Origin of the sequence: Heyndrickxia sporothermodurans (genome assembly GCF_003055045.1) — a bacterium.
Classification (GTDB): Bacteria; Bacillota; Bacilli; order Bacillales; family Bacillaceae_C; genus Heyndrickxia; species Heyndrickxia sporothermodurans.
Window position 1 is genome coordinate 1 of record NZ_NAZB01000039.1, and the last position, 24,243, is coordinate 24,243.

The 24,243-nt window shown below is 35.7% G+C and carries 23 protein-coding genes, 1 tRNA gene and 1 pseudogene; 3 read left to right on the forward strand and 22 right to left on the reverse strand.

Annotated features, from left to right (window positions below; translation table 11 throughout):
- From B5V89_RS15200 to groES, 13 genes and pseudogenes are all read right to left on the reverse strand, one after another.
- Positions 1-402: pseudogene (locus B5V89_RS15200) on the reverse strand (glycohydrolase toxin TNT-related protein); the annotation flags it as partial.
- A 4-nt stretch (positions 403-406) separates the two neighbouring features.
- Positions 407-739 (reverse strand): hypothetical protein, encoded by a 333-nt coding sequence (locus tag B5V89_RS15205; protein WP_108072776.1) that lies wholly within the window; start codon positions 737-739, stop codon positions 407-409.
- Positions 732-1,442 carry a DUF5081 family protein gene (locus B5V89_RS15210; protein WP_108072777.1) on the reverse strand — a complete coding sequence of 237 codons (711 nt, stop codon included), beginning with the start codon at positions 1,440-1,442 and terminating at the stop codon, positions 732-734. Before B5V89_RS15210 ends, B5V89_RS15205 begins: the two co-directional genes overlap by 8 nt.
- Positions 1,439-1,738 carry a WXG100 family type VII secretion target gene (locus tag B5V89_RS15215; protein ID WP_108072779.1) on the reverse strand — a complete coding sequence of 100 codons (300 nt, stop codon included), beginning with the start codon at positions 1,736-1,738 and terminating at the stop codon, positions 1,439-1,441. Before B5V89_RS15215 ends, B5V89_RS15210 begins: the two co-directional genes overlap by 4 nt.
- Entirely contained in the window at positions 1,725-2,129 is a 405-nt protein-coding gene (locus B5V89_RS15220; RefSeq protein WP_108072781.1) for a chorismate synthase, read from the reverse strand. The genes B5V89_RS15215 and B5V89_RS15220 overlap by 14 nt, the downstream gene beginning before the upstream one ends.
- Complete coding sequence (gene essC, locus B5V89_RS15225) at positions 2,122-6,663, reverse strand: type VII secretion protein EssC (protein ID WP_181294689.1); 4,542 nt, start codon at positions 6,661-6,663, stop codon at positions 2,122-2,124. Before essC ends, B5V89_RS15220 begins: the two co-directional genes overlap by 8 nt.
- Before the next feature lie 62 nt (positions 6,664-6,725).
- Positions 6,726-8,120 carry a type VII secretion protein EssB gene (gene essB / locus B5V89_RS15230; protein ID WP_108072785.1) on the reverse strand — a complete coding sequence of 465 codons (1,395 nt, stop codon included), beginning with the start codon at positions 8,118-8,120 and terminating at the stop codon, positions 6,726-6,728.
- Positions 8,121-8,157: 37 nt separating this feature from the next.
- Positions 8,158-8,409, reverse strand: coding sequence for an EsaB/YukD family protein (locus B5V89_RS15235; protein WP_108072787.1), 252 nt, complete (start codon positions 8,407-8,409; stop codon positions 8,158-8,160).
- Between the two features lie 13 nt (positions 8,410-8,422).
- Positions 8,423-8,941, reverse strand: coding sequence for a type VII secretion protein EssA (gene essA, locus B5V89_RS15240; RefSeq protein ID WP_108072788.1), 519 nt, complete (start codon positions 8,939-8,941; stop codon positions 8,423-8,425).
- Positions 8,916-12,368: a type VII secretion protein EsaA gene (gene esaA / locus B5V89_RS15245; protein WP_181294690.1), complete on the reverse strand. Its 3,453-nt coding sequence runs from the start codon at positions 12,366-12,368 to the stop codon at positions 8,916-8,918. Before esaA ends, essA begins: the two co-directional genes overlap by 26 nt.
- A gap of 208 nt (positions 12,369-12,576) precedes the next feature.
- Positions 12,577-12,873, reverse strand: coding sequence for a WXG100 family type VII secretion target (locus B5V89_RS15250; RefSeq protein ID WP_107921215.1), 297 nt, complete (start codon positions 12,871-12,873; stop codon positions 12,577-12,579).
- Between the two features lie 468 nt (positions 12,874-13,341).
- Positions 13,342-14,970, reverse strand: a complete 1,629-nt coding sequence (gene groL / locus B5V89_RS15255; RefSeq protein WP_066236206.1) for a chaperonin GroEL — start codon at positions 14,968-14,970, stop codon at positions 13,342-13,344.
- A 59-nt stretch (positions 14,971-15,029) separates the two neighbouring features.
- On the reverse strand, positions 15,030-15,314 hold the full coding sequence (gene groES, locus B5V89_RS15260; RefSeq protein ID WP_066236210.1) for a co-chaperone GroES: 285 nt from the start codon (positions 15,312-15,314) through the stop codon (positions 15,030-15,032).
- A gap of 340 nt (positions 15,315-15,654) precedes the next feature.
- Here groES and B5V89_RS15265 point away from each other — a divergent pair, with 340 nt between their 5' ends.
- Together B5V89_RS15265 and B5V89_RS15270 are read left to right on the forward strand one after the other, a co-directional pair.
- On the forward strand, positions 15,655-16,386 hold the full coding sequence (locus tag B5V89_RS15265) for a CPBP family intramembrane glutamic endopeptidase (protein ID WP_108072792.1): 732 nt from the start codon (positions 15,655-15,657) through the stop codon (positions 16,384-16,386).
- Positions 16,383-16,577 carry a YdiK family protein gene (locus B5V89_RS15270; RefSeq protein WP_107921209.1) on the forward strand — a complete coding sequence of 65 codons (195 nt, stop codon included), beginning with the start codon at positions 16,383-16,385 and terminating at the stop codon, positions 16,575-16,577. Before B5V89_RS15265 ends, B5V89_RS15270 begins: the two co-directional genes overlap by 4 nt.
- Before the next feature lie 20 nt (positions 16,578-16,597).
- On the opposite strand, the gene tatC is transcribed toward B5V89_RS15270, so the two are convergent.
- The 4 genes from tatC to moaC form a co-directional block, all read right to left on the reverse strand.
- Positions 16,598-17,359 carry a twin-arginine translocase subunit TatC gene (gene tatC / locus B5V89_RS15275; protein WP_108072793.1) on the reverse strand — a complete coding sequence of 254 codons (762 nt, stop codon included), beginning with the start codon at positions 17,357-17,359 and terminating at the stop codon, positions 16,598-16,600.
- Positions 17,360-17,378: 19 nt separating this feature from the next.
- Positions 17,379-17,564: a twin-arginine translocase TatA/TatE family subunit gene (locus B5V89_RS15280; protein WP_107921211.1), complete on the reverse strand. Its 186-nt coding sequence runs from the start codon at positions 17,562-17,564 to the stop codon at positions 17,379-17,381.
- A 64-nt stretch (positions 17,565-17,628) separates the two neighbouring features.
- Complete coding sequence (locus B5V89_RS15285; RefSeq protein WP_066236221.1) at positions 17,629-18,288, reverse strand: redox-sensing transcriptional repressor Rex; 660 nt, start codon at positions 18,286-18,288, stop codon at positions 17,629-17,631.
- A 56-nt stretch (positions 18,289-18,344) separates the two neighbouring features.
- On the reverse strand, positions 18,345-18,833 hold the full coding sequence (moaC, locus tag B5V89_RS15290; protein WP_066236223.1) for a cyclic pyranopterin monophosphate synthase MoaC: 489 nt from the start codon (positions 18,831-18,833) through the stop codon (positions 18,345-18,347).
- A gap of 123 nt (positions 18,834-18,956) precedes the next feature.
- On the opposite strand from moaC, the gene B5V89_RS15295 reads away from it, so the two are divergent.
- On the forward strand, positions 18,957-20,882 hold the full coding sequence (locus B5V89_RS15295; protein WP_108072795.1) for an ABC-F family ATP-binding cassette domain-containing protein: 1,926 nt from the start codon (positions 18,957-18,959) through the stop codon (positions 20,880-20,882).
- A 309-nt stretch (positions 20,883-21,191) separates the two neighbouring features.
- Here B5V89_RS15295 and tsaD read toward each other — a convergent pair whose 3' ends face one another.
- From tsaD to B5V89_RS15320, 5 genes are all read right to left on the reverse strand, one after another.
- Positions 21,192-22,211 carry a tRNA (adenosine(37)-N6)-threonylcarbamoyltransferase complex transferase subunit TsaD gene (tsaD, locus tag B5V89_RS15300; RefSeq protein ID WP_066236233.1) on the reverse strand — a complete coding sequence of 340 codons (1,020 nt, stop codon included), beginning with the start codon at positions 22,209-22,211 and terminating at the stop codon, positions 21,192-21,194.
- The gene (gene rimI / locus B5V89_RS15305) at positions 22,211-22,654 is read right to left on the reverse strand and encodes a ribosomal protein S18-alanine N-acetyltransferase (protein WP_066236226.1); all 444 of its coding nucleotides are present in this window, start codon (positions 22,652-22,654) and stop codon (positions 22,211-22,213) included. The genes tsaD and rimI overlap by 1 nt, the downstream gene beginning before the upstream one ends.
- Complete coding sequence (tsaB, locus tag B5V89_RS15310) at positions 22,654-23,358, reverse strand: tRNA (adenosine(37)-N6)-threonylcarbamoyltransferase complex dimerization subunit type 1 TsaB (protein WP_066236228.1); 705 nt, start codon at positions 23,356-23,358, stop codon at positions 22,654-22,656. Before tsaB ends, rimI begins: the two co-directional genes overlap by 1 nt.
- Positions 23,355-23,810 (reverse strand): tRNA (adenosine(37)-N6)-threonylcarbamoyltransferase complex ATPase subunit type 1 TsaE, encoded by a 456-nt coding sequence (gene tsaE, locus B5V89_RS15315; RefSeq protein ID WP_066236230.1) that lies wholly within the window; start codon positions 23,808-23,810, stop codon positions 23,355-23,357. The genes tsaB and tsaE overlap by 4 nt, the downstream gene beginning before the upstream one ends.
- A gap of 179 nt (positions 23,811-23,989) precedes the next feature.
- Positions 23,990-24,063 (reverse strand) — tRNA-Met (locus B5V89_RS15320).
- Positions 24,064-24,243: the final 180 nt, after the last annotated feature.

A 24,243-nucleotide genomic window follows, 5' to 3' on the forward strand; every position in this document is an offset into this window, starting at 1 on the left:
GTATCCAGCGTAGGTGACCTTTACTTCTGTCGCTCCAACCCGATTCTTCGTGGTATAGTTTGAGATAGTTAAATCTCTCATCGCCTCGACAAATGCATCGATATCTTCATAGAATGGTTGATCAATTGTCCGGTCAACGATATCCCCGACTTTTCCGGTAAAGCGATGCAGTACTTCGAAATCTTCGTATAAATGTTGAAATTTATCTTTCTGGCTCGTGTGGTGGAAGGAGATGACCCCGTCACTGTCAAGGCTTGCAATATCTGATTTGGCATCTTCTAGATTGTCTGTAATAGCTTTGAGGTCATCGATCATTCCTTTGCCCCATCGGCCTAATCCGATTAAATCGCCAATGCCATCTTTCATTTTTTCCCAGTCTGATGGAATATATTTTACGTCCATAGCATCATACCCCTAGCTTAGCGATGATTTTCTTTGCTATCTCTTCGTCTACTTGGATCATCGTATTAAGAATATCAATGACTAATGTAGAAGCACGGGTATAATTATCATACAAGTCCATTACTTTTTGATTGGCTTCCGCATATACTTCCATCGCTTTTTTCGCTTTTCCTTCTGTGTAATAGTGTAGGTTTCCTAGTTTTTCAATATTGGGAGAAGCATTTGTTTCTAATTCCGTAAGAATTTCTTCTAAAAATTTATAAATACTAGTAATCTCGTCAGGATTGACATCAATTCTTACACCCGATCCTCCTCCATCACCCATAGTTTCATGCATATGTCTTTGCCTCCTTATAAGGGAAATCCATTTCATCGAAGAGTACTTTTAAAAACCAATATTGACTTGCGTGATAATATTTTTTATGGACCGTGTCCACCATCATTAATTTTTCATCCTTCGTAAAAACAAGCCATTGTTGATAATAGTTCGAGTTAAACTTATCCTTCGGCTCCTCCGTCAAATGAATGGACTCAAAATTCATAAACATCGTTTCAGGTTCGAAGTTTTCTGTCTCTCGCCTTTCATGATTAGTGAGTTCTTTTCTTTGAAACGTTTTTTCTGATTCATGTGGTTCCCTTAAAACTAGCGGGAATGTGTCACCTAGCAATTTTAAAACGCTGATCTTAGAAATCACACGTAATTGATAATGGCCTTGTTCTTCTAATTCGACTAGGACAATTAACTCGTCATTTTCCGGTTCTCTAAATGCAAACATGAGATTGTTGATTCGAACATATTTCTTACTTTCGTGGTATAGCTCGACTGCCCGAATGACCATTGCACCTGCTCTTGTAATTTTACCTTCTTGAGTTAAGATCTCCTTATCTACCAATCTTTGATGAGCTTCTTTAAAAACGTCCTCACCTTTAAACTGATAGATTTGTTTCTCTGGAAGTCCATAAAGCACTTCACCGCCAAATGCGGCGGCTAAAAGATATAATTCGGGAACAGTAAATAGATCCTTTGAATCGATCTTCATAAGTTTCTCACTTCTTTCACGGATGGGTCTTGAAGGAAATCATTGTAGTAGCCATCAAGATTATTTAAAGCTTTTGTTTGTTTCGCAACGGCAGCCGATAAATCTTTATGATATTTCTGGATGATTTCGATATAGCTCAAAAAGGCATCTCTGGATTTCCCACTCCATTTCGCGGAATGAAGATAAGAAATTAATTGTTCACATTTCTCATAGGTTGTTTTTACCGATTGTTCCAATGCCTTCGCTGCCGCATTTGCTTCATTTACTTTATCATCATGAATTCTAACGCTTCCCACTAAAGAATCCCTCCACTCTCTCTATCAGTTCTCTTAACTCTTTTTCCCTTCTTGCTCGCTCTGCCTCTGCTTCCTTAATGGCTAAGTTTTTGTAGTGAATATATCGTTCATTTGCTTTGTTAATTGCCGTTACAAGTGAACCCCTCATATCTTTCTCATTATCAAAATACTTATTTAGTTTTCTGTTTAATTCTTCTCGCTTCGGGTCAAAGTCATTAGAGGGAATTTTCGTATTCGAAAGGTTCGGAACCGCACTAATGTAGCTGCTATAGGACGCATTTGCTTCACTAACTTTTTTATCATGTTCCTGTAGCGCATCTTTCAGTTTTTCATATAACTTATGATACTGATCTCTTTTTCTTTCTGTATCCGTTTTAAACATTTCAAACATTGACTTTCACTTCCTCTCTTTTTTGAAACGGAGCAGCGATTTTGATTTTTTCAGCTTTGCCTTGCTTCACATAATAAGCTTCATATGGAAGTAAATTCTTTTCTTTATATGGTCTATTCATAACATCTAGTATGTTCTGATCAGAGATTCTGCCAATTATGACACCGACTTTTTGCTTTTTCAAAATGGATGCAATGTCATCATATGACCGGTCAATCGCACCATACATTATGCCGACAACAAAATGGATACCAACTCTTGCTCCAGTTTCGATTAGCTTTGCAAGTGTTGTTTGTGCATTATCTGACATCGTATTAATAACGAACGAAACATCTGTTATTAATACAATCATTGGGCGTATGTCCTTCATAAATTCGTTCATCGTCGCTCGTCCGTTTGTTTCCAATTGGACCTGTCGGAAGGCATCTTCTCTAGCTTCGAATAATTCCAGTAGCCTTTCTACAAAAACATCCATTGTCGCTCTATTTTCAGCATAAATATCAACATTTTCTTTATAAATGCTAAATCTTGAGGATGCATTGTCTATCATTCCAACATCGATATATTCATTAACAGAGATAGAAGCGATTAGAGTTAGATAGGTTTGTTCTATTGAATCCATCATGTCACTTAAAATTAGCGTATTTTGATCTTTAACTACACTTAACTCCATTGGTTCTACATTTTCAAAATCAACGGCGAAAGGAATGCCGCCATTATTAATGATTGTTTTCGTTTCCGGTCTATTTATAAAATGTGAGAATTCCATAACCTCTGGAACCATTGGGATTGGCGATGGAAGATCTCCCGACCAGATTGATCGCATTTCCTTGCTTTCCGCTTGAATACCCTTTATCATTTCGAGAGTATCCTTTCCTTTTACAGGAAGCGCTGTTTGAAAAGAGGTTGGTTTTTCTAATTTCACCAGTCCTCGCCCAGGGATTTCTTCAATTCGTAAATCTGTTCTTCCAACAATATTTCTTGATTCCATTTCATCAATAATATATAGAGAAATTTGATGTTTTATATTGGCTAGTAATGGAGCTCTCATTGCATTTTGGCGTCCTGCACTGATAACCATGTGAATTCCAACACTTACACCTTCCCTTGCAATTTGTGCGGCCACTTGCTCAAAGTCATCTTTATATGGTGCATCATTTATTGAATCGATCATATCAATAATGAAAAGAATATTAGGGACTTCTTCTCTACTTGCTCTTTCATACATTTCGATATTGGCAACACCGTACTTACTTAATTTATTCTTCCTTTCCTTTAATTCATTTTTTATTCTACGGAACAGCTTTCCGAGCTTAATTTCCTCATCGACCATGATTGTATCAGCAACATGTGGTAAGTCTTTTAGCGGTAATAAGCCATTTGTGCCTAAATCAATTAGATAGATGTGCACTCTTTCCGGATTATGTTGTCTCGCTATATCCATAACTACCGTTTGTAAAAATGTTGATTTTCCAAATCCCGGACTTGAGAAGACAGCCATATGACCATCTTTTGTAAGATTTATCGTAATCGGTTCCTGTGCTTGCATTTCCGGAATGTCCAGGAATCCAAAAGTTACTTCTATTGGTTTCTTCTCTTGATACCAAGCATTTCTGTAATCTACTGCATGAAGATCCGGAAGAAAAATAGCTTCTTCTAATGGAGGTAACCACGGTCTTGGAAGTTCAGCAATATTATTTTCATTTGCATACGAATGGATATAATCAATCACCGCATCCAGTTCTGTAGGAACCTTCGAAATATTCTCCTTGTTACCAAGTCCACTTAAATCATTGGAGAGAATATCATATTGACCTAGTTCATTAATGGAATAAATCGTTGTATCCATTGAGTTATCATCACTTTTATCTGGAATGTAATCCGCCCCACTCCATGCACTTTGGAATAGCTCATATATTTCGTTATTTCCTACCTGTAAGTAGGCACGACCTGGTAAAGTAATCTCGGCCGCGTCCGGTGTTTTTAATATTTCAGTAGAATCACTAGTGTTTTGTACTTTAAGTGCTAGTTTGAATTTCGAGTTTGACCATATTTGGTCATCAACGACTCCACTTGGTTTTTGTGTTGCCAAAATCAAGTGAATTCCAAGTGAACGTCCTATACGAGCAGTGGAAACAAGTTCCTTCATAAAATCCGGCTGTTCAGATTTTAATTCCGCAAATTCATCCGATATTAGGAATAAATGGGGCATCGGCTCACTAGCCTCACCCGATTTATATAACTTTTGATATTGATTGATGTGATTAACGTCATGCTCTCCGAATAAACGTTGACGCTTTTGCAATTCTGCTTTAATAGAAGCTAATGCACGCATAGACTGGGCGCCATCTAAGTTTGTAATCGTACCTAAAAGATGTGGCAAGTGCTTAAACAAATTGGCCATCCCACCACCTTTATAGTCAATAAGCAGAAAGGCTACTTCGTAAGGATGGAAATTTACCGCTAATGAGATAATGTAAGACTGTATAATTTCCGATTTACCAGAACCCGTTGTACCAGCGACTAATCCATGTGGGCCATGTGCTTTTTCATGTAAATTCAATTGGACAATATCTTCTTTTCCTCTTAGTCCTAATGGAACGGCAAGGCTTTTATACGTTTCATTTTGTGCCCAGCGTTCCGGAATTCGGAGCTCCTCTACTTTCTCCACCCCGTACATTTCAAGAAATGTAACACTTTCCGGGATAGAATTTTTTAAGTTTTGTAAATGATTGAGAGATGCTAATGCACGTGAAATATCTTCTTTGTTAAAGCCCTTTGGAAAATGGTCTAAAGTAAATTTTCGATTGACCAATTCCCCTTCTTCAAGAATAATATTTCCATTTGCTGCATCCCGAATATCAATGACCGTCTTAACATGTTCCGGAAGGGATTGCATAACATCTTGAACAAAAATAAGTGAGACCCCAAGTTCACTTGGATCTTCATTAAAATATTCCATTATGGAATGATCCAAGATCATTTTTTCATCTGTAATAAGAATGACAAAGTGTGGTGCGAAATATATTTTTTCATTTTTATTTCCTTTTTCATCGATGGCAAGTTTACGTTCCTTTAATATTTGATACAGAGAATTTAACACTTGGTCACGAGATCGTTCATGAAAAACAAATCCACGGACATTTATGTCTCGTAAGCTAGCATGTGGAAGCCAGCGCATCCATTCCCATTTCTCCTTCTCTTCTTCAGGAAAAATGATGACAAACTGAAGATCATAATAACTTTGAAAAACAGCCGTTTGCATGACTAGCAGTTGTAGTTGTTCCAATACGAAATGACGTTGCCCAATATAACCAACAGGTCCCTTTATCAATGAGGTTACTACTGGTACATCCTCTAGCTTGAGATATTGAGATCGAAGTTTCTTCGCTTCTTCCATTAGTTCATCCTTTTTTAAAGTAAACTCTTCCATATTCAATTCAATCTCAAAGCTCGAATCAATATCTCCTCTTCCGACTCTGTACATAAGAAAGTCGTGATGAAACATCGTTTTTTCATAGATTCTCGAATGGACTTTCATAGTCATATCACGCAATTTTTCTATACTTGGGTAATGGTAATTTAACGCGTGTCTCTGTTCTTGACTAACTTTATATAGTTCCTGTGTTTTCTGTTTCAAGTATTCACGATAACTCTTATCCCTCTCTTTTATATCTGAGCGATACTGCCTCACATTTTTCACATAAGTAGTAATCGAAAAAATGACCGTCACAATGGTCATGGAAAACATAACGATCAAATAGATTCCACTCCGCTGGAAAAAGGAAACAACAACCATTGCGGCTATCATAACAAGTGGTGGAACGATCACACGTGCTAGTTGTTCACTTGGTTTTCCCGGCATACTGGAAGGATTGGCTATTTTCCGTTTTTCCTCTGGCTCACGGTAAATAATTCGTGGAGATCGATGATAATCGGGATATTCATCATCCAAGCTTTGACTTTCTCCATACAAACGGACTAGTTTTGTCGTATCTAAAGATTCATTAGCAAGAATATCAATGTCATCATTGCCAATTTTAATCATCAGACCATCTAGGAATAATTGATCACCTGGTTCAATTACCGTATTTCCTGTTACACGAAGAAAATTATGATAAACCTCCCCGCTATACACTTCCAATTTAAATGATGATTCTAATTGATCACGGATTAGCAATGCATCGACTGTTGTATTTTTTATTTTCACATCATCATATTCGTTCGCACTGAGCGTAATACTCTCACATCTTGTTGTATCGTATTTATCCCACTCGGTTGCATCCGTCAGAAAAAAACGCATTTGATGGGCTTCGTTTTTCCATACTAGTTGTTCATTTATTCGGAGCTGCTGTTCACCAATTTGGCATACTTCCCCGTCCCATTCCATTGTGAGTGGTTGTCTCCAACCTTCAAATGTGATGGTATTCGACCAATCACTGCCTATCGTTATTTTTTGGGGTTTATTCTTTTTTAAATGGCATTTATGCAATTGGTTTCCATCGTTCAGCAGTAATAATCGTTGTGCCATCATTCTCTCCCTCTCTACACACGAATAAGTAAAGCGCCCTACTCATTCTTCGTTCCTACGTACAGTTACTTTTTATTCTCATTCTCTTTGTTTTCTTTTACATTTTTATTTGACTTTCCGTTCTCTTTGTTTTCTTTAGCCTTTTCATTCGTCTTCTCATTATTTTTTTGTGCATTAACATCTTTATTTTCAGTTGTTTCTTCTTGTTTAATCACGTCTTGAGTATTAGGTTCTTGTGCTTGACCTTGATTCGTTTCCTCTGAATTATTTGTTGTGTCTGAGTTTTGTAATTTCAGCAATGTTTCAAGACCATACTTATCTGTATACGTTTTTAGTTGTTCTTGGTTTTTTTGAACTTCCTCTTCACGTTCAGTTCCACTTAAATTAGGATCATTTTTTGCCTTTTCAATTTTTTTAACAAATCCATACATAATTAGCACCGGATCATCAATATACCTAGCAAGGTCAACCGATTGATCAAAATCACCGCGTCCATTATAAATCCAATAAAGCAAATAATTAGCATCGCTTTTTAAGCTAACATTTTTTAAAATTGCCTCTTTTGGCGCTTCATCTAACGATTCTGTCTTTACATACGAATAAGCTAGTATATACTTTCCCGAGTCCGGTAATTTTTCCGGATTTTCTCCGTCGAGTTCACTAATTACTCTTCCATAATCTTGCGCTAGAAAATGATGATGGGCTTCAATTAAATGCTTTTGAAAAGGAGATTTCACAAAACTAAAATAGACTGTTGGGACCGCTAATATGACAGAAAGAGCGATCATAATGAATGTAAGTTGTTTAAATAAGCGAAATCTTTTTTTCGGGACATATTGCATATTTTTTTCTGTTTCTTTTTTCTCTTTAATATAATTTTCTTCTAACAGCTTAATTAAAGATGTGAAATTGTCTGCTTCACCTACTTGACGTTCAAATTCGGTATCTGTAGCATTTTTTATAGATCCGGAATAAAGTTCATCAAAACTATATTTTTTTGAAAACAATGCAATAATTAAGCATTTATATTGGAGAATAAATTTTTCTTCGTCAATTTCGTATGGAGGAACTACATCCCGGATGCCGCGATACACCAATGATGGTATAAGATTATCATCAAATATTAAGTTGTCCGGATGCAAGAAGAAAGTCATACGTGTGGTTAGCAATTTTCTGAAGCGAGCAAGATTACATAGCAAACGGAGCTTATCACTTCGTCCAAGTTTACTTACATCTGCCCATTTTTGAGCTCGGTGATCGATGGTGAACGAAAAAGTAATTATATCGTCTTCATCAGCAACTTCCGCTGGCACAAAATAATCAGTTTCCTCACATATTAGTGCCAATTGACGTATATCCTTTACGCGCGTTTGTGACTTTGCCAATTTTAACTGCCTTTTGTCATCCTTTATAAAAAACTGGAAAGTCATGGACTCTATGTTTATTGTGATTTCGTTCATGTTCTCTGACTCCTTTTTCTTAGTTACGCATGCTTACTTATAAAACGAGTAAAATATCGCCGTTTGTTACTGGATGGTCGATAAGACGATCATCATCTGTTAAGAGAAGTCTTTTAGCGGGGACCTTTATAGCAAAAAGAGAGGCTTTCTTAATGTCTATATTCAATGATTCAACTACATTAGCAAGCAATTGTTTAATCGGTTGATGGACTGGAATTCTAATATCATACCGTCCTTTATTCCATTTACTAAAGTCAACGGTTACGTTAATATGTGTCTCACTAGGCATATTCTCATCTCCTTTAATCCAGCATTTTCCTCATCATCACAAATAATCCCCCACAAATCATCAAAACGAAACCAAAAAGAGTGACTACTATTTTTTTGCTAACCCCTTCCGTTTCTTCTTGCTGATTATTTTTTTGGTTAGAATTTGTTGCATACTGAACAGAATATTCATTGGAGAAAAGCACCTTTTTTATATCATTAGTGTTTGTAACTTCCTTAATAGGTACATCAAATAGATTTTTCTCTATTTGTTCCATTGTTTCTTCCATTTCTTTTTGTTTTGTTTTTATCGCATCCCGAGTTTGTTTTTTAAACAAATCGGGAGCGATTTTTTCTAATTCTGTTTCTTTATCATCTTGTGATTCTAGTTTCTGCCTTTGGGCATCATCTTGACCGATACGATCGGTTTTCAATCGTATTTTCCCACTATGATCAAGATGATCGCTATCCGCAAAGGAAGGGAGGGTAGACAATGAAAACCCTCCTACAAAAAAGATTGCTAGAATACTAAAGTGCTTCACTAATTGTTTCATCTTCCTTCTCCTCGCTTTTGCCAAAACGATTTAAGACAAATAAGTGACCAACAAGACTAATGACGATAATCGCAAATAAGCAAATTATAATACTTTGATTGTTTGCTGCTCTATCCGCAAATCCCATTACTAGCTTTTCAATATATTGTAGCGGGGAGAATTCTTTAATTTTGGCTGCAATGGACATTTTATCGAAATGAAGTCCAAGAGCTTCCGTTAAGAATAGATATAGGCTTAAGCTTGCCAATAATAAAAACATTCCAAGCATTTTCAACTGTCTTAATAAATAGGTTGCGACAAGAAGCATCGTTACCATAATGATCGTTATTAAGCCGATCCACAGCATAAATTTCCCCTCAACAATTTCTAATAGGTAGCCGGATAGTAAACCAGTAAGAATTCCTTCGACAATTCCAATGCTTGAGGTAATAATGGTGATCGGTAAATTTCCTCTAACTAATGTCATTTCCGACTTAAACGTATCGGTTTGAAGATGTTTACGTTCGTGATTTGAAATGACATACGCCGTAAATAAAGCAACAATAAAGCAAATTAAAACAATAAAATACGGTGTAAAAATATCTCCTGCTACGATGATTCCATCGGTTTTCGTTTCTACAGGATTGGAAAGAAAATCAAGCAGATTTTCATTTTGTCGTTCACCAATCCGGCTGTTTGCAAGAACTTTAGCAAAATTATTAGCAAATTTCTGGTCTTCTGATAGTTTATTAGTCAAATTATTTGATAGATTGCTTGCCTGTTTTACTAAATGACTACCGCTATTTTTTATTTCATTTGCTTGGTTATCAATCGCATCAAATGTTTTATAAACATTATTAACGGTATTTAAATTACCCTTTGATTGGTTTGCCAATGATTGACTTACAGTTAGTAATGAATTCAATTCACCATCTAATGATAAAATTGCCGTTTGTTCTTGGTCATTGTTTGTAAGTATTTTCGTTTGTTCATTTTGCAATTTCAGGCTTGCTTTTCGCCAAGTTGACAAATTAAGTAAGGTTTTTGTTAAATTTGTATTTAGTATTTTTGCTTGTTCTGTTGTTTGTTTAATCAATTCTGACATTTTTTGTGAATTTTGTTCTGCATTAGTGACAAGGTTAATATATGCCTTAATCTTGCTTTGCAACTCTTCTGTATCTTTACGAACTTCTTCTGTTATTTGATCAGCTACAAAATTGGCGATAACATCTACAATGTCTTGTTTATTAAATAGATAGAAAAGTGAGTCCGTTGTAGCCATATCAGATAAATTCATTTGATTTAATTGATCCGCTAATTTCGATATATCTAACCCAAAATAATTATTATACAACGTTGACATTTTTTGATAGCTACTCATAACATCATTTACATCCATCATTATTTCACCTATCGAATAATCGGTAAGTGATGACATGACAGAATGAGTAATATAATTATTTTCTACTTCGACTTTTTCTATCGGTTTGTCATTTGGATCCTCAGGTTCTTCTTTATCGTTGTTTTCATTTTTATTATCTTCATTATCCTTATTATCTTTCTCATCAATCCCAGACTCAGATTCTTTACCTTTATTTTCTTCCATTGATTCTTGTTTGTTAGAAGACTCAGAAGTTACATTTTCATCCTTTTGATCCGGTTCTACCGAATCTTGTTTACTTTCATTTTCTTTATTAATGTTATCATTATTACTAGTTTCTACCGACTGGACACTGCTTTTAGGCCGTACTACCTTATCAGTTCTTGATTCCTTCGAACTCTGACCCGGTGGGGGTGCAGATTCTTTAGGCGGTTCTGGTATATCTGCGTCCTTCACATTCTTTTGATGCATTTTCCATTTCCACTTAATAGGTTGGAAGAAATCAATCGACTTATCGGTGTCATTTGGTTGTACTTTCAGTTTTACAGTGAATATTCCTTCATCTGTTGCTGGAAGCATGATCGTATTATTTTTAGGATCCATCTCAATTACTTGCATATTTGGTAATGTTAATGATACTTCATTCACCTTATACTCTTTAGGTACAAATAATGAAAACTCCTGCGCTTCTTTCGGATTCTTTGGTAGTATCACAGAATCACTAATTGTAGCCTCATTTGTTAGTAAAAAGTTATTCAAATTATCCGGCAATGGAGCTGAACCATCGGGATAATCATTAAATTCACGTTTATATTTTTCGTTCACAGCTATGACATTATTAAATAACTTATTAATTTCTGTACGTTTCGGTTCTGTTATTCCTAATTTAAGCAAGTCATCTGTAGTTAAAGGAGGAGGTAACTGTTTCATTTGATCCCGAAGATTTTTTCTAGACATTTTATCTGGCATCATAAAAAACTTATTTAAATTGATTTCCTGTTCTTTTCCAGCATTCGTCTTCATTTCTTTTTTTAACTTTTCTGCAATACTTTTCTGCATATCAGAAGCTAATGTCGTTGTTAATTCTGTATCTAATTTGTCAACTTTTTCTTTCGTAGTAGTAAGATATTTTTGCAAGGCTGATGCCTCTGTCATAATATTGGCAGTCTGCGTATCCTTCAGCTGAAACTGTTTATTTATCTCATTATTTGCGGCAACTAATTGATCTAATTGCTGCAATACATCGCCATTATTCATATCACGATCCAAATAACCCAATTGATCGGAAAAGCCTTTTTGTAATAATGTATTAGCAGCGGTCATCTTCGCATAATCCAACATGCTGTTTTGATAGGTTTTGCTTATTTTTGCTCCTTCACCTAAGTTGTTTTCAAATTCCTTTAAAATATCCTGTATTCCTTTAAAACCATCCTTCGATACTTGCGTGCTCGCTTGAACTGCTCCAAATTGAGTCGCATAACCTGCTAATGGGCGATGAATCGCGTTATTATATACATTTGTATATACCTGTTCTTTGTTTACAATCGAAGAGATATTGTCTTGTGCTTCCTGCAAGTTTCCAATGACACTGGCAAAATACACATCAATAATTCGACGATTAAATTCTCCAAGAATAGAGCTTGCCGTTTTCTCGGCCTTTACTTTCATATTATTGTTACCCGAGACATTAACTTTGTAGTTCAATGCTACTCTCTCTGGTGCTTTAGAATTGATTGACAATGCCTTTTTGGTGAAGTCATTAGGAATGACAATCATCATATTATAGGCATTACGCTGTAAGCCACTTTCAGCTACTCCGCGGCTAACAACGTACCAATTATGCTTATCATCCTTTTCGATGTTTTTGATAAATTCGGTACCGAAGTCATATGTTTCCCCATTAAATTTTGCACCTTGGTCCTCATTAACCAATGCAACTGTCATTTTCTGGTCTTCTTTATGTTTTTGATTTTTTGATGCGTGATACAGCGCTAAATAGGAGGCGCCTGAAGACAACGCCAGCACTAAAACCAAAAACAGCAAGATGCCCCTCTCATACTTTTTCATTTCCATCAACCCCTGAAAAGTTGTTTATATGTATAAATATTTTTAAATGATTACTATTTCATGATTGTACCTAAGGAGACGTTAGCTCATTTTTCATTCGTGATCCATATTATGACCAAAAGCCACACAACCATTGTTGCGTGGCTTTTGGCTAAAGGAATAAAGTCCTAACTCAACACACTGATTAATCTCGTGTTTACCTGATTAATTATTGTAAACCAAAATTCTTTGATAATTCTTCATCGTGTCGAGCCACAGCTTCAGCCGTTTTATCTAATTGATCATTAATTTCATGCAATAGTCTTGCAAAGTTTTGCACTTTTGGTGATAGCTGTTCGAACTGCTCATCAAATTTATCGAATGCACGACCTTCCCATTCTCCTCGAAGTTCTCTTTGTAAGCTTGTTAAATTTTTCAAAATCTCTTCGATTTGATGTCCACCTTGCCCGTAGCGTTTCGCTTTTGCCTTTAATTCCTCTGGGGTCATACGAATTTGTGCCATTATATCCATCTCCTTTTAATTATTAGCCATAGGCTTTTTATCATATAAATTAAAATGATAAACACATGTTAAATGACTACTTCAAAATATTTAATCTAAGCCATCAATGTACTTCCTTATTATTAATACATCAATTTTATGGAAGTATATTACTATATATGTATTTACCACCTATTTAATAATCGGTCAAATGGCCTTATGACAATTGTCGAATTTTGTCTGGTACTTTCTTCTGCAATACTTTGAAACTAGTATTTTTTTGTAGGAAATAAGGAGGAATTCACTTCTATTTTATTAAGGATTTGGGGCGTTTTTTTTGATATATCTGGATAAAATATTACGAATATTACAATTTATAGGTCTTATTTACTGTTTTCCTATTTTAATCAGGAAATTTAATTCTACTCTTTTCGACAAAAAAAACCCGTAAGACAAATAAATTGTCTTACGGGTTTTTGGCTAGCGATTGAATTACATCATACCGCCCATGCCCATGCCGCCCATATCAGGCATAGATGAACCTTTGTTTTCTTCAGGTTTATCAGCAACAACTGCTTCAGTAGTTAATAACATAGCCGCTACAGAAGCTGCATTTTGAAGTGCATAACGTGTTACTTTAGTTGGATCAACAATGCCTGCTTCGAACATGTTTACCCATTCACTGTTAGCTGCATTGAATCCAATACCTACTTGTTCTTTTTTCAAGCGATCAACAATTACAGATCCTTCAAGACCAGCATTGTGAGCGATTTGACGAACTGGTTCTTCCAATGCACGTAGAACGATGTTGATACCTGTAGCAACATCACCTTCAGCTTCAACAGAAGAAACTTTATTGTATACATTAACTAGTGCTGTACCACCACCGGATACAATACCTTCTTCAACAGCTGCACGAGTAGAGTTAAGAGCATCTTCAATGCGAAGTTTGCGTTCTTTTAATTCAGTTTCAGTTGCAGCACCAACTTTAATTACTGCTACCCCACCTGCAAGCTTAGCAAGGCGTTCTTGTAATTTTTCACGGTCAAATTCAGAAGTTGTTTCTTCTAATTGAGCACGAATTTGATTTACACGAGCAGAAATGCTTGCAGAATCGCCAGATCCTTCAACGATTGTTGTGTTTTCTTTTGTAACGACAACTTTAGCAGCGCGTCCAAGAGAATCAAGTGTTGCTGATTTAAGATCAAGACCTAAATCTTCAGTGATCACTTGACCACCAGTTAGAACAGCGATATCTTCTAGCATTGCTTTACGACGGTCACCAAATCCAGGTGCTTTAACAGCAACTGCATTAAATGTTCCACGAAGTTTGTTCACAATAAGTGTTGCTTGTGCTTCGCCTTCAACATCCTCAGCAATGATAAGAATTGGTTTACCTTGTTGTACCACTTGTTCAAGAACTGGCAATACTTCTTGAATATTTGTGATCTTTTTATCGGTAATTAAGATATATGGATTTTCAAGAACTGCTTCTAATTTGTCAGTATCTGTAACCATGTATGGAGAAACATAGCCACGATCAAATTGCATACCTTCAACAACATCTAATTCAGTTGTGAAGCCTTTAGATTCTTCGATTGTGATAACACCATCGTTACCAACACGTTCCATTGCTTCAGCAATAAGTGTTCCAACTTCTTCATCGGCAGCAGAGATGGCAGCAACTTGTGCAATGGACTCTTTGCCTTCGATTGGTTTAGAAATTGCTTTAAGTTCTTCAACAGCTGTTTGAACAGCCTTTTCGATTCCTTTACGGATTCCAACAGGGTTTGCACCGGCTGTTACGTTTTTCAAGCCTTCACGAATCATTGCTTGAGCAAGTACAGTTGCAGTTGTTGTACCGTCCCCGGCAACATCATTTGTTTTGCTTGCAACTTCAGATACAAGTTTAGCACCCATGTTTTCGAATGCATCTTCAAGTTCAATTTCTTTAGCAATCGTTACACCGTCATTAGTAATAAGTGGTGAACCAAATTTTTTCTCAAGAACCACGTTACGTCCTTTAGGTCCAAGTGTTACTTTTACAGCATCTGCTAATTTATCAACTCCGCGAAGCATTGCACGGCGTGCATCTTCACTGAATTTAATTTCTTTTGCCATTTGAAATTACCTCCTCGATCTTCTTTAATGATGTATTTATTTTCGAAAATGGTAAATAACTATTGTACAATAGCTAAAATGTCTGAATCACGAAGAATTAAATATTCGTTACCTTGGTATTTCACTTCTGTACCAGCATATTTAGAGAAGATGATGCGATCGCCTTCAGATACTTCCAGAGCAACACGCTCACCGCTATCTAAAACACGACCAGTACCTACAGCTACTACCTTACCTTCTTGCGGTTTTTCCTTTGCAGAATCAGGAAGAACGATACCGCTTGCAGTTTTTTCCTCTGCTTCTACTAGTTCAATTACGACGCGATCTCCAAGTGGTTTTAACAAGTGAAACAACCTCCTCAATAATTTTATGTAATTTTAAATTATTAGCACTCACTACTCTTGAGTGCTAACACAATTATTATAATAAATAATTCAATTCCATTTTGCAAGTCTTTACAGTTAACTTTTTTGAAAAAACTCCTTCAATCAGTTTGAATATCCTAAAATTAAGACTTCGCGCAATATTCAAGTCTATGTCCAATTATTATTTCTATTCATAACTGGAGGTTATTTTTACATATAATAGATTGAAGGATAAAAAATGTACTGCACACTTAATATTTGAACCTCTATTTATTCAATAGTAGAATGGATTATGAGCTAACAAGAAAGGAAAAATATTGTGAAAAAAGAATATGTATATATTTTAATTACTTATATTGCGATGCAACTATCCGTTTATGTTGGTCAACCCATTGTTTATATTATTGGTGTGAAAGGATTTCATACTTCGGAAAGTTATATGAAAATGATGACGCCCGTTTATTGGATTGTAATCAGTTTCATTTCCGCGTTAATTATTGTTTTGTTGATTTTGCGAAAATCTGAACGAAAATATCAATTAGAAAGAAGTACACCGCTTTCAGTCGGAAAGTCGATCACCTGGGCAATCGGAGGGATTTTTCTAGCATTTATTGCTCAAGCGCTTGCATCAATCATTGAGCAAATGATTGGCATTAAACCTGGATCAGAAAACACTCAGCGAATCGTAAGCCTAATCGAAACTTTTCCGATTGTCGTTGTTGTAAGTTCAATTATTGGCCCAATTTTAGAGGAAATTGTATTTAGAAAGATTATTTTCGGAACACTTCATAAATATTTATCCTTTTTTTCTTCGGCACTTATCAGTTCCATCATTTTTGGACTTGCACATATGGAGTTTGTCCATCTATTACTGTATTCTGCCATGGGATTCACATTTGCCTTTTTATATAAAAAGACAAATCGCATTTTAGTGCCAATAAGCGCACACGTAATAATGAACACAATCGTTGTTATTGCTCAGCTATTGAACCGCGAAGAAATTCAAAAAATTATCGAGAAACAAAGCTTTATTGGAGGACTTTTCTCATGAGACCACTACAATCCGGCATAATCTATTGCCTTCTTGGCACCCTGTTTACTTATTTTGCCGTTAAACAAGTTAATCTTCACGGTTGGTCTTTTTTAGCTTACATGCTCGTCTTTTTAGCAACGATTGATTATGGGTCAGGCTTTCGATTAATCACTTTGCATTTTCGCCTAAAAAGCCATCAAAAAAAATAAAACCTCCCAATTGGAAGGTTTTATTTTTTTTCACTTTCGCTTTGCAGCGCATATTTTAATTCCGCTGCTTTCGCTTTTCGATAACCGACTTTCGAAACCAATATACTAATTTCGTATAAAATCATTAGCGGTACACCGACGACAATTTGTGACATTACGTCAGGCGGTGTGATAAAAGCAGCAAGGACGAGTAGAAAGAAATATGCGTACTTTCTAATCTTCGCCAAAAACATTGGTGTAATGATTCCTAATCGCGTTAAGAACATGATAACGATTGGTAATTCAAACAGTATCCCAAATGGGAAGGTAATTTGAAACAAAAACGAAAAATATTCATTAATACCGATGACCGGATTAATATCCATTTGTGATGATAGCTTCATCATGAACCGTAAGATTAACGGAAACAATATAAAATAAGCGAATGCTAGTCCAGCTAAAAAGAGAACAAGAGCTATGGGAATATAACTTAATGTTATTTTCCGTTCTTTTTCATATAAACCGGGACTAATAAATGCCCAAAGTTGATAAAGAATTACAGGTAAAATAATCACTATGGCCAAATACAAAGTAACTTCCATAAAAACTTTAAAAGGATCTGTTAGCCGAAACGCATTCATTGTCACCTCTTTTGCATAATCGGAATGCTGGAGATAACGAATGATTGGTTGTGAAAGAAAAAAACTTACAATTACAGCCAAGATAAAGAAAACGACTATCACAAACAGTCGCTTCCTTAGCTCGGATATATGTTCAAAAATCGTCATGTCTTTTTGACTCATATGAATTCATCCTAACATTTTACTTAACGTTGTCTTTATCCGTTTTTGGCTTATCGTCTTCTTCATCCGCCAAGCCCTTAGTCGCATTTTTAAATTCTTTTAATGTATCCCCGGCAGCTCTGCCCAATTGGGGTAATTTCTTTGGTCCGAAAACTAGTAAGGCAACAATCACAATGAGAATAATACTTCCAATTCCTGGTCCCATCTGTGCCCACCTCCTCATATTTACATGATAATACAAATTAGATGTTTAATCCATTATCTATTTATTAGTCTTGTGAAATTTCCGTGTCATTTGGATAGTGCTTTAAAAAATAAACTAATGATTGCAACTCTACTGCTAAGTCAATATGATGCACACGTATAGATGAAGGTACATTTAGTCTAGCCGGTGTAAAGTTTAATATACCTTTTACGTTTGTTTTCGCCAGCTGATCAGTAACCCGTTGTGCAACTTCTGCGGGAATCGTAAGAATAATAACACTGATATCTTCACTGATTAATCGTGCCTCCAGCTCATCCAAACTATAAATAGGTACATCTCCAATTTTTTTACCGACTTTATTTGGATCAACATCAAAAGCGATTTCGATTTTTGTATTATTGTTTTTCATGAAATTATAATTTAAAAATGCTGTTCCTAAATTTCCCACACCGATTAGAGCTACTTTTGTTAATTCATCTTGATCTAATGTTTTACGAAAAAATGATAACAAATAATTAACATTGTATCCGTAACCCTTTTTCCCCAATGCCCCGAAGTATGAAAAATCTCTGCGAATCGTGGCGGAGTCGACTTTTACAGCTTCACTTAACTCAGCTGAAGATACACGCTGTTTACCGGAGTTATGTAAATTCCTCAAAAATCGATAATAGAGTGGTAATCGCTTTGCTGTCGCTTGAGGTATTTTAATTAATTCTTCATTCATACTATAGGTCCCCCATATAAATCTAACTAAAAAAACGTTGGCCTCAAGGGAAATATCTATTCCCTCAGATAATCAGTACTTGAAACACCGCCTGTTTTTTCTATCAAAAACGTTGGTCCAATAACCATTCCTTTATCAATGGCTTTACACATATCATAAACGGTTAAAGCGGTTACAGATGCAGCAGTTAATGCTTCCATTTCAACACCGGTGTTTCCCTTTGTTTTTACACTTGAAATAATGTTTAGCATATACATATTTGGATCTTTTTGTTCCCAACTAAATTCAATATTTACTCCATTAATTGGAATAGGATGACACATCGGAATAAGATCCCATGCTTTTTTTGCAGCCATAACACCTGCAACTTGTGCAACTGCAAGAACATCCCCTTTTTTCATTTTATTATTACGGATTAAATGATAAATTTCATTGCTTAATTGTACACTCGATTGTGCAATCGCCGTGCGGACAGTGTCAGGTTTAGTACTCACATCAACCATCTTCGCTCTTCCCTGCTCATTAAAATGAGTAAGCTTTGACATCGAAAACACCCCTCAATTTATCATACACTATTTTTCTTTCCGTGTCCTATTTAGAAATAGTGAATCATTGCCCAAACCCTCATGAATACGGTACACTACCAATATAGATGAGGTGAAATAAATATGATTTTATTACAAGTTCAACAACTAACAAAACATTTTGGTGCTGAACTTATTTTATCAAATATAAAATTAGAAATTCAGACGAGAGATCGTATTGCATTAGTTGGGAGAAACGGTGCCGGAAAGTCCACGTTATTAAAAATTATTTCTGGACAAATGTCATTAGACTCCGGGGATATTGTCAAACCAAAGGATGTTTCCATCGGTTATCTTGCACAAAATACTGGATTGAAATCTAGTTTATCCATTTGGGATGAAATGTTAACTGTATTTCAAGATTTGCGGCAAATGGAGAATCAAATAAGAGATGTAGAACAAAAAATTGCAGACCCGTATTACTATGAAAAACCGGATCTTTACAACAAAATCTTAGCTGAATATGATCAATTACAGATTCGTTTTAAAGATTTAGGTGGTTATCAGTATGAATCCGATATCCGTTCAGTCCTTCACGGCCTGCGATTCAGTGATTTTGATTATGGAACAATGATTGAAACATTAAGCGGCGGCCAAAAAACCCGCTTAGCATTAGCTAAATTACTTTTAACTAAACCAGACATTTTAATTTTGGACGAACCTACGAACCATTTGGATATTGACACCCTTTCATGGCTGGAACAGTATTTACAAGCCTATAACGGTGCCATACTTATCGTCTCGCATGATCGATATTTCTTAGACAAAGTCGTTACCCAAGTGTATGAATTATCAAGACACGCTATTCAGAAATATTATGGGAATTACAGCCAATATTTGACGCAAAAGGCTGAACAATATGAACGTGATTTCAAACAATATGAGAAACAACAAGAAGAAATTGCCAAACTACAAGATTTTATTCAACGAAATTTAGCAAGAGCTTCCACAACAAAACGTGCACAAAGTCGAAGAAAACAGCTTGAAAAATTGACAATAATGGACAGGCCGTTAGGTGACGAAAAATCAGCTACTTTCGCATTTCAAATTGAGAAGCAAAGCGGTAATGAAGTGTTAAATATTGTGGACGGTTCTATTGGATATAATCACCATATTATCGCAAAAAATATCTTTTTATCAATAAAAAAAGGTGACAGTATTGCACTTGTAGGACCAAATGGAGTCGGTAAATCAACCTTACTTAAAACAATTATTAAAAAGTTGGACCTTCATAACGGAAACATCAATTACGGTTCAAATGTGACGATTGGTTATTATGATCAAGAACAAGCCGACCTCTCATCGAACAAAACGGTTTTAAATGAACTATGGGATGATTATCCTTTGAAAGATGAAAAAGAAATACGTACAGTATTAGGAAATTTTCTATTTTCGGGTGATGATGTTCTTAAAATTGTCTCAAGTTTAAGTGGCGGAGAAAAAGCAAGACTTGCTTTATCCAAGCTTTTACTGCAAAAAGCAAATTTTCTTATTTTAGATGAACCGACAAACCATTTGGACCTCGATAGTAAAGAAGTATTGGAAAATGCTTTAATTGATTACCCCGGTACGATTCTATTCGTCTCCCATGATCGTTACTTTATCAACAGGCTGGCAACAAAGGTGATAGAGCTAGGGAAAGATGGAACAAAGGAATATCTCGGAGATTACGATTATTATGTTGAAAAACAGCAAGAAATGCAGGAATTAAAAAAACTGGAACATTCAAAACTTGAAACTACTACGGATACACAGAATCCTGCAAAACAATCGTATCAACAAGACAAAGAGGCAAAAAAACTGGAACGGCAACGTAAACGTCGAATTGAGGAAATCGAGGGATACATTGACGAATTAGAGAGTAAATTAGAAAATAACGAAGCATTACTATGTAAGCCTGAAATCTACCAAGACCATGAAAAAGTTCTTGAATTAAATAAGGAAATCACTGATTTCAAACAACAACTTGAAAAATTGATGGAAGAGTGGACAGAACTTGCAGAAGGTTAATTGATGCCGCATACTTTAAGACAAAAATACCAGATACTCTGGTATTTTTTTAGTCCACAAAACTATCCACAGATTTTTTTCTCCCCATATAGTATAAAAGTATTATTATTTGTGCATTTCTAGCCTTATCAACAGATTTATACACATTATCCACAGAAATCATAATTTTTCAACAATATTTTATACACACCAACATAGTTTCATTAACATTTTATCCACAAGCTGTGCACAACAACAGTTGTTCGTATTTTTTATTCACATGTGGATAGTTTTATGACAATAAAAAAGAAGCATGTCACCCACATGCTTCTAAAAATGCTCTATATCTAAACTAGGATTTGCGTTTAAGGAATATTCACTTCGCTTCCCTTTTTCAAACAAAATACTTCCTGCTGCTGCAATCATCGCTGCATTGTCAGTACATAAATGTAATGGCGGAATAAGTAACTCAATTCCATCAATCTTGGCAAATTCCTTCTCAAGTCTTTCTCTAAGCCCTTTATTAGCCGCAACTCCGCCTGATAATAATACTTGTTTTACATTAAACTCTTTAGCAGCCTTAATCGTCTTAGTTACTAATACATCAATGACACTCTCTTGAAAACTCGCGGCCATATTTTTCGGGTCAATGGACATACCTTTTTGTTCTGCGTTATGCAATGTGTTAATTACGGCCGACTTTAAACCGCTAAAACTAAAATCATAAGAATCTTCTTCCAACCATGCCCTTGGTAAATCGATCGTTGGTGTTCCCTCGTTTGCAAGTCGGTCGATATGTGGACCTCCAGGATAAGGAAGATTAAGTGTTCTAGCTACTTTATCATATGCTTCTCCAGCTGCATCATCTCTTGTTTCACCGATTACTTCAAATTCCCCGTGCTTCTTCATCAATACTAATTCCGTATGTCCTCCAGAGACGACCAATGATAACAGTGGAAATGCCATTTCTTTCATTAATCGGTTAGCATATATATGACCAGCTATATGATGCACACCTACTAAGGGAATATTTCTCGCAAAGGAAATTGCTTTTGCCGCATTCACCCCAACCAATAAAGCCCCGACTAAACCAGGACCCTCTGTTACTGCAATGGCATCAATATCATCAAATGTAACATCTGCCTTAATCAAAGCCTCTTCGATAACGACAGTTATTTGTTCCACATGGTGTCTTGATGCTAACTCAGGCACAACTCCTCCAAATCTTTTATGGCTTTCGATTTGTGAAGCAACGATATTAGAAAGTATTTCCGTCCCATTTCTAATAACAGCTGCAGCTGTTTCATCACAGCTTGTTTCAATTCCTAAAACAATTAAATCCTTATTCATTATAAATTCACCCACATGACTAAGGCATCCTCTTGGTTATCAGTGTAGTAATTTTTCCTGATTCCACCCTCAAAGAAACCTAATTTCTTATATAACGATTGAGCAATTATATTGCTTACTCTAACTTCTAGAGTCATTGATTTTGCTCCTTGTTGAATTGAATAATCCATGATACTGCTTAATAATAACTCACCTAGTTTTTGGCCACGATATTCAGGTAATATAGCAATATTTGTAATATGTGCCTCATCCACTACAAGCCATACCCCACAATAACCGATAATTTTTTCTTGATCTACAATAACGAAATACCTTGCAAAGTGATTTTTTACAAATTCATTATAGAATGCTTCCCGTGACCAAGGTAATGAAAATGATTGAATTTCTACATTCATGATTCCATCTAAATCAGCTATCGTTGCTTCTCTTAATTGATAATTCATCATTCTTTACTTCTACCCTTTTGAGATTCTAACCATTTTGCTTCCGCTTCAACCAATCGAATATAATTGGGCACAAATGTATGGATATCTTCGCCAGGTAAACCCTTTCCTAAAAATGCCAGTTCACTAGGTCGTGGATTATTTTCTGATGGACTTGCAAAAACTGCTTTATCACCTAAAGTATTAATGATAGCTTCTTTATGTAAATCAATATCATTTCCTACAAAAATAATTGATTTTTCCAGTTGCTTTAACTTTTCTACCCATTCAACCGTTAAAATATTGCAATCATTTAATTCTGTTATTAATGTTTCATTTTCAAAACGATATAATCCTGTATAAATCTGCCCCCTTCTTGCATCAAAAAGAGGACAAATAAACCCAGGAAAATGTCTCCCTATTCCGGCCATTATGGCCAAACTAGAAATTCCTACTAGTGGAATGTTTAAACTCCACGCCATTGTTTTTGCTATACTTACCCCAATTCGAACTCCAGTGTAGGAACCGGGACCTTTAGCCACAACAATTTTTTCAAGATCCATAGGGGCGATGTCACAATCCTTCATCAATTGCTGAATGGCAGGCATTACCCGAATACTATGGTTTTTCTTTAAATTAGTAATATATTCACCGATCACTTTTTCATTATCTAATAGTGCTATTCCTAATGCATAATTAGATGTATCTATAGCAAGCACTTTCATGAAAATAACTCCTCACACAATAATTCGTACCGTTTTCCTACAGGTTTCAATTCAAATTTCCGTTCTACATCACCTAATCGATATATCGAAATCGATAAGTATTCGGTTGGTAACTGATCCTCAATTACGTGAGCCCACTCAACAATCGTTACACCATCACCTTCAAAATATTCATCAAATCCTAAATCCTCATTGGAATCTTGTAAACGGTAGACATCCATATGATATAATGGTAAATTCCCTTGATATTCTTTAATAATTGTAAAGGTGGGACTACTTACATTTCGTCGAATTCCTAATCCTAATGCAATCCCTTTAGTAAATGTTGTTTTCCCTGCTCCCAAATCGCCTTCTAATAATAAGACATCTTTCGCTTTTAATTTTATGGCTAATTTTTGGGCAAATGAGGAAGTGTCGTCCGGCCCTTTAGAAAGCCACTCATATACTTTCATAATAATCTCCTCTGATAATACTTTTGTTAAAAAGCTTATATAAAAAATCCTTAGGATAATGCATTCCTAAGGGAAAACTTGTCTATTGGTAGTGTACATCATTTCCACTAAATGAGCAAAACAACTATTAATTTAAATGAAAAAAAACGAAACTAAGTTTCGTTTTTCATTGGCACTTATTGCGGAGGCAGGATTTGAACCTGCGACCTTCGGGTTATGAGCCCGACGAGCTACCAGACTGCTCCACCCCGCGACGGTAATATTTTAGTTTATATTATGCACTAAGTGCATCCTTTGACTGTCCCGATTTCAGAAAGCTTATTCAAGATGCTGCTCAATCGGTACAACTCGCAGTTTTTTCAATGAAGCAATGCTCGTTGCTCCACCCCGCGACGATAATTATTTATATATAGCCTGGCAACGTCCTACTCTT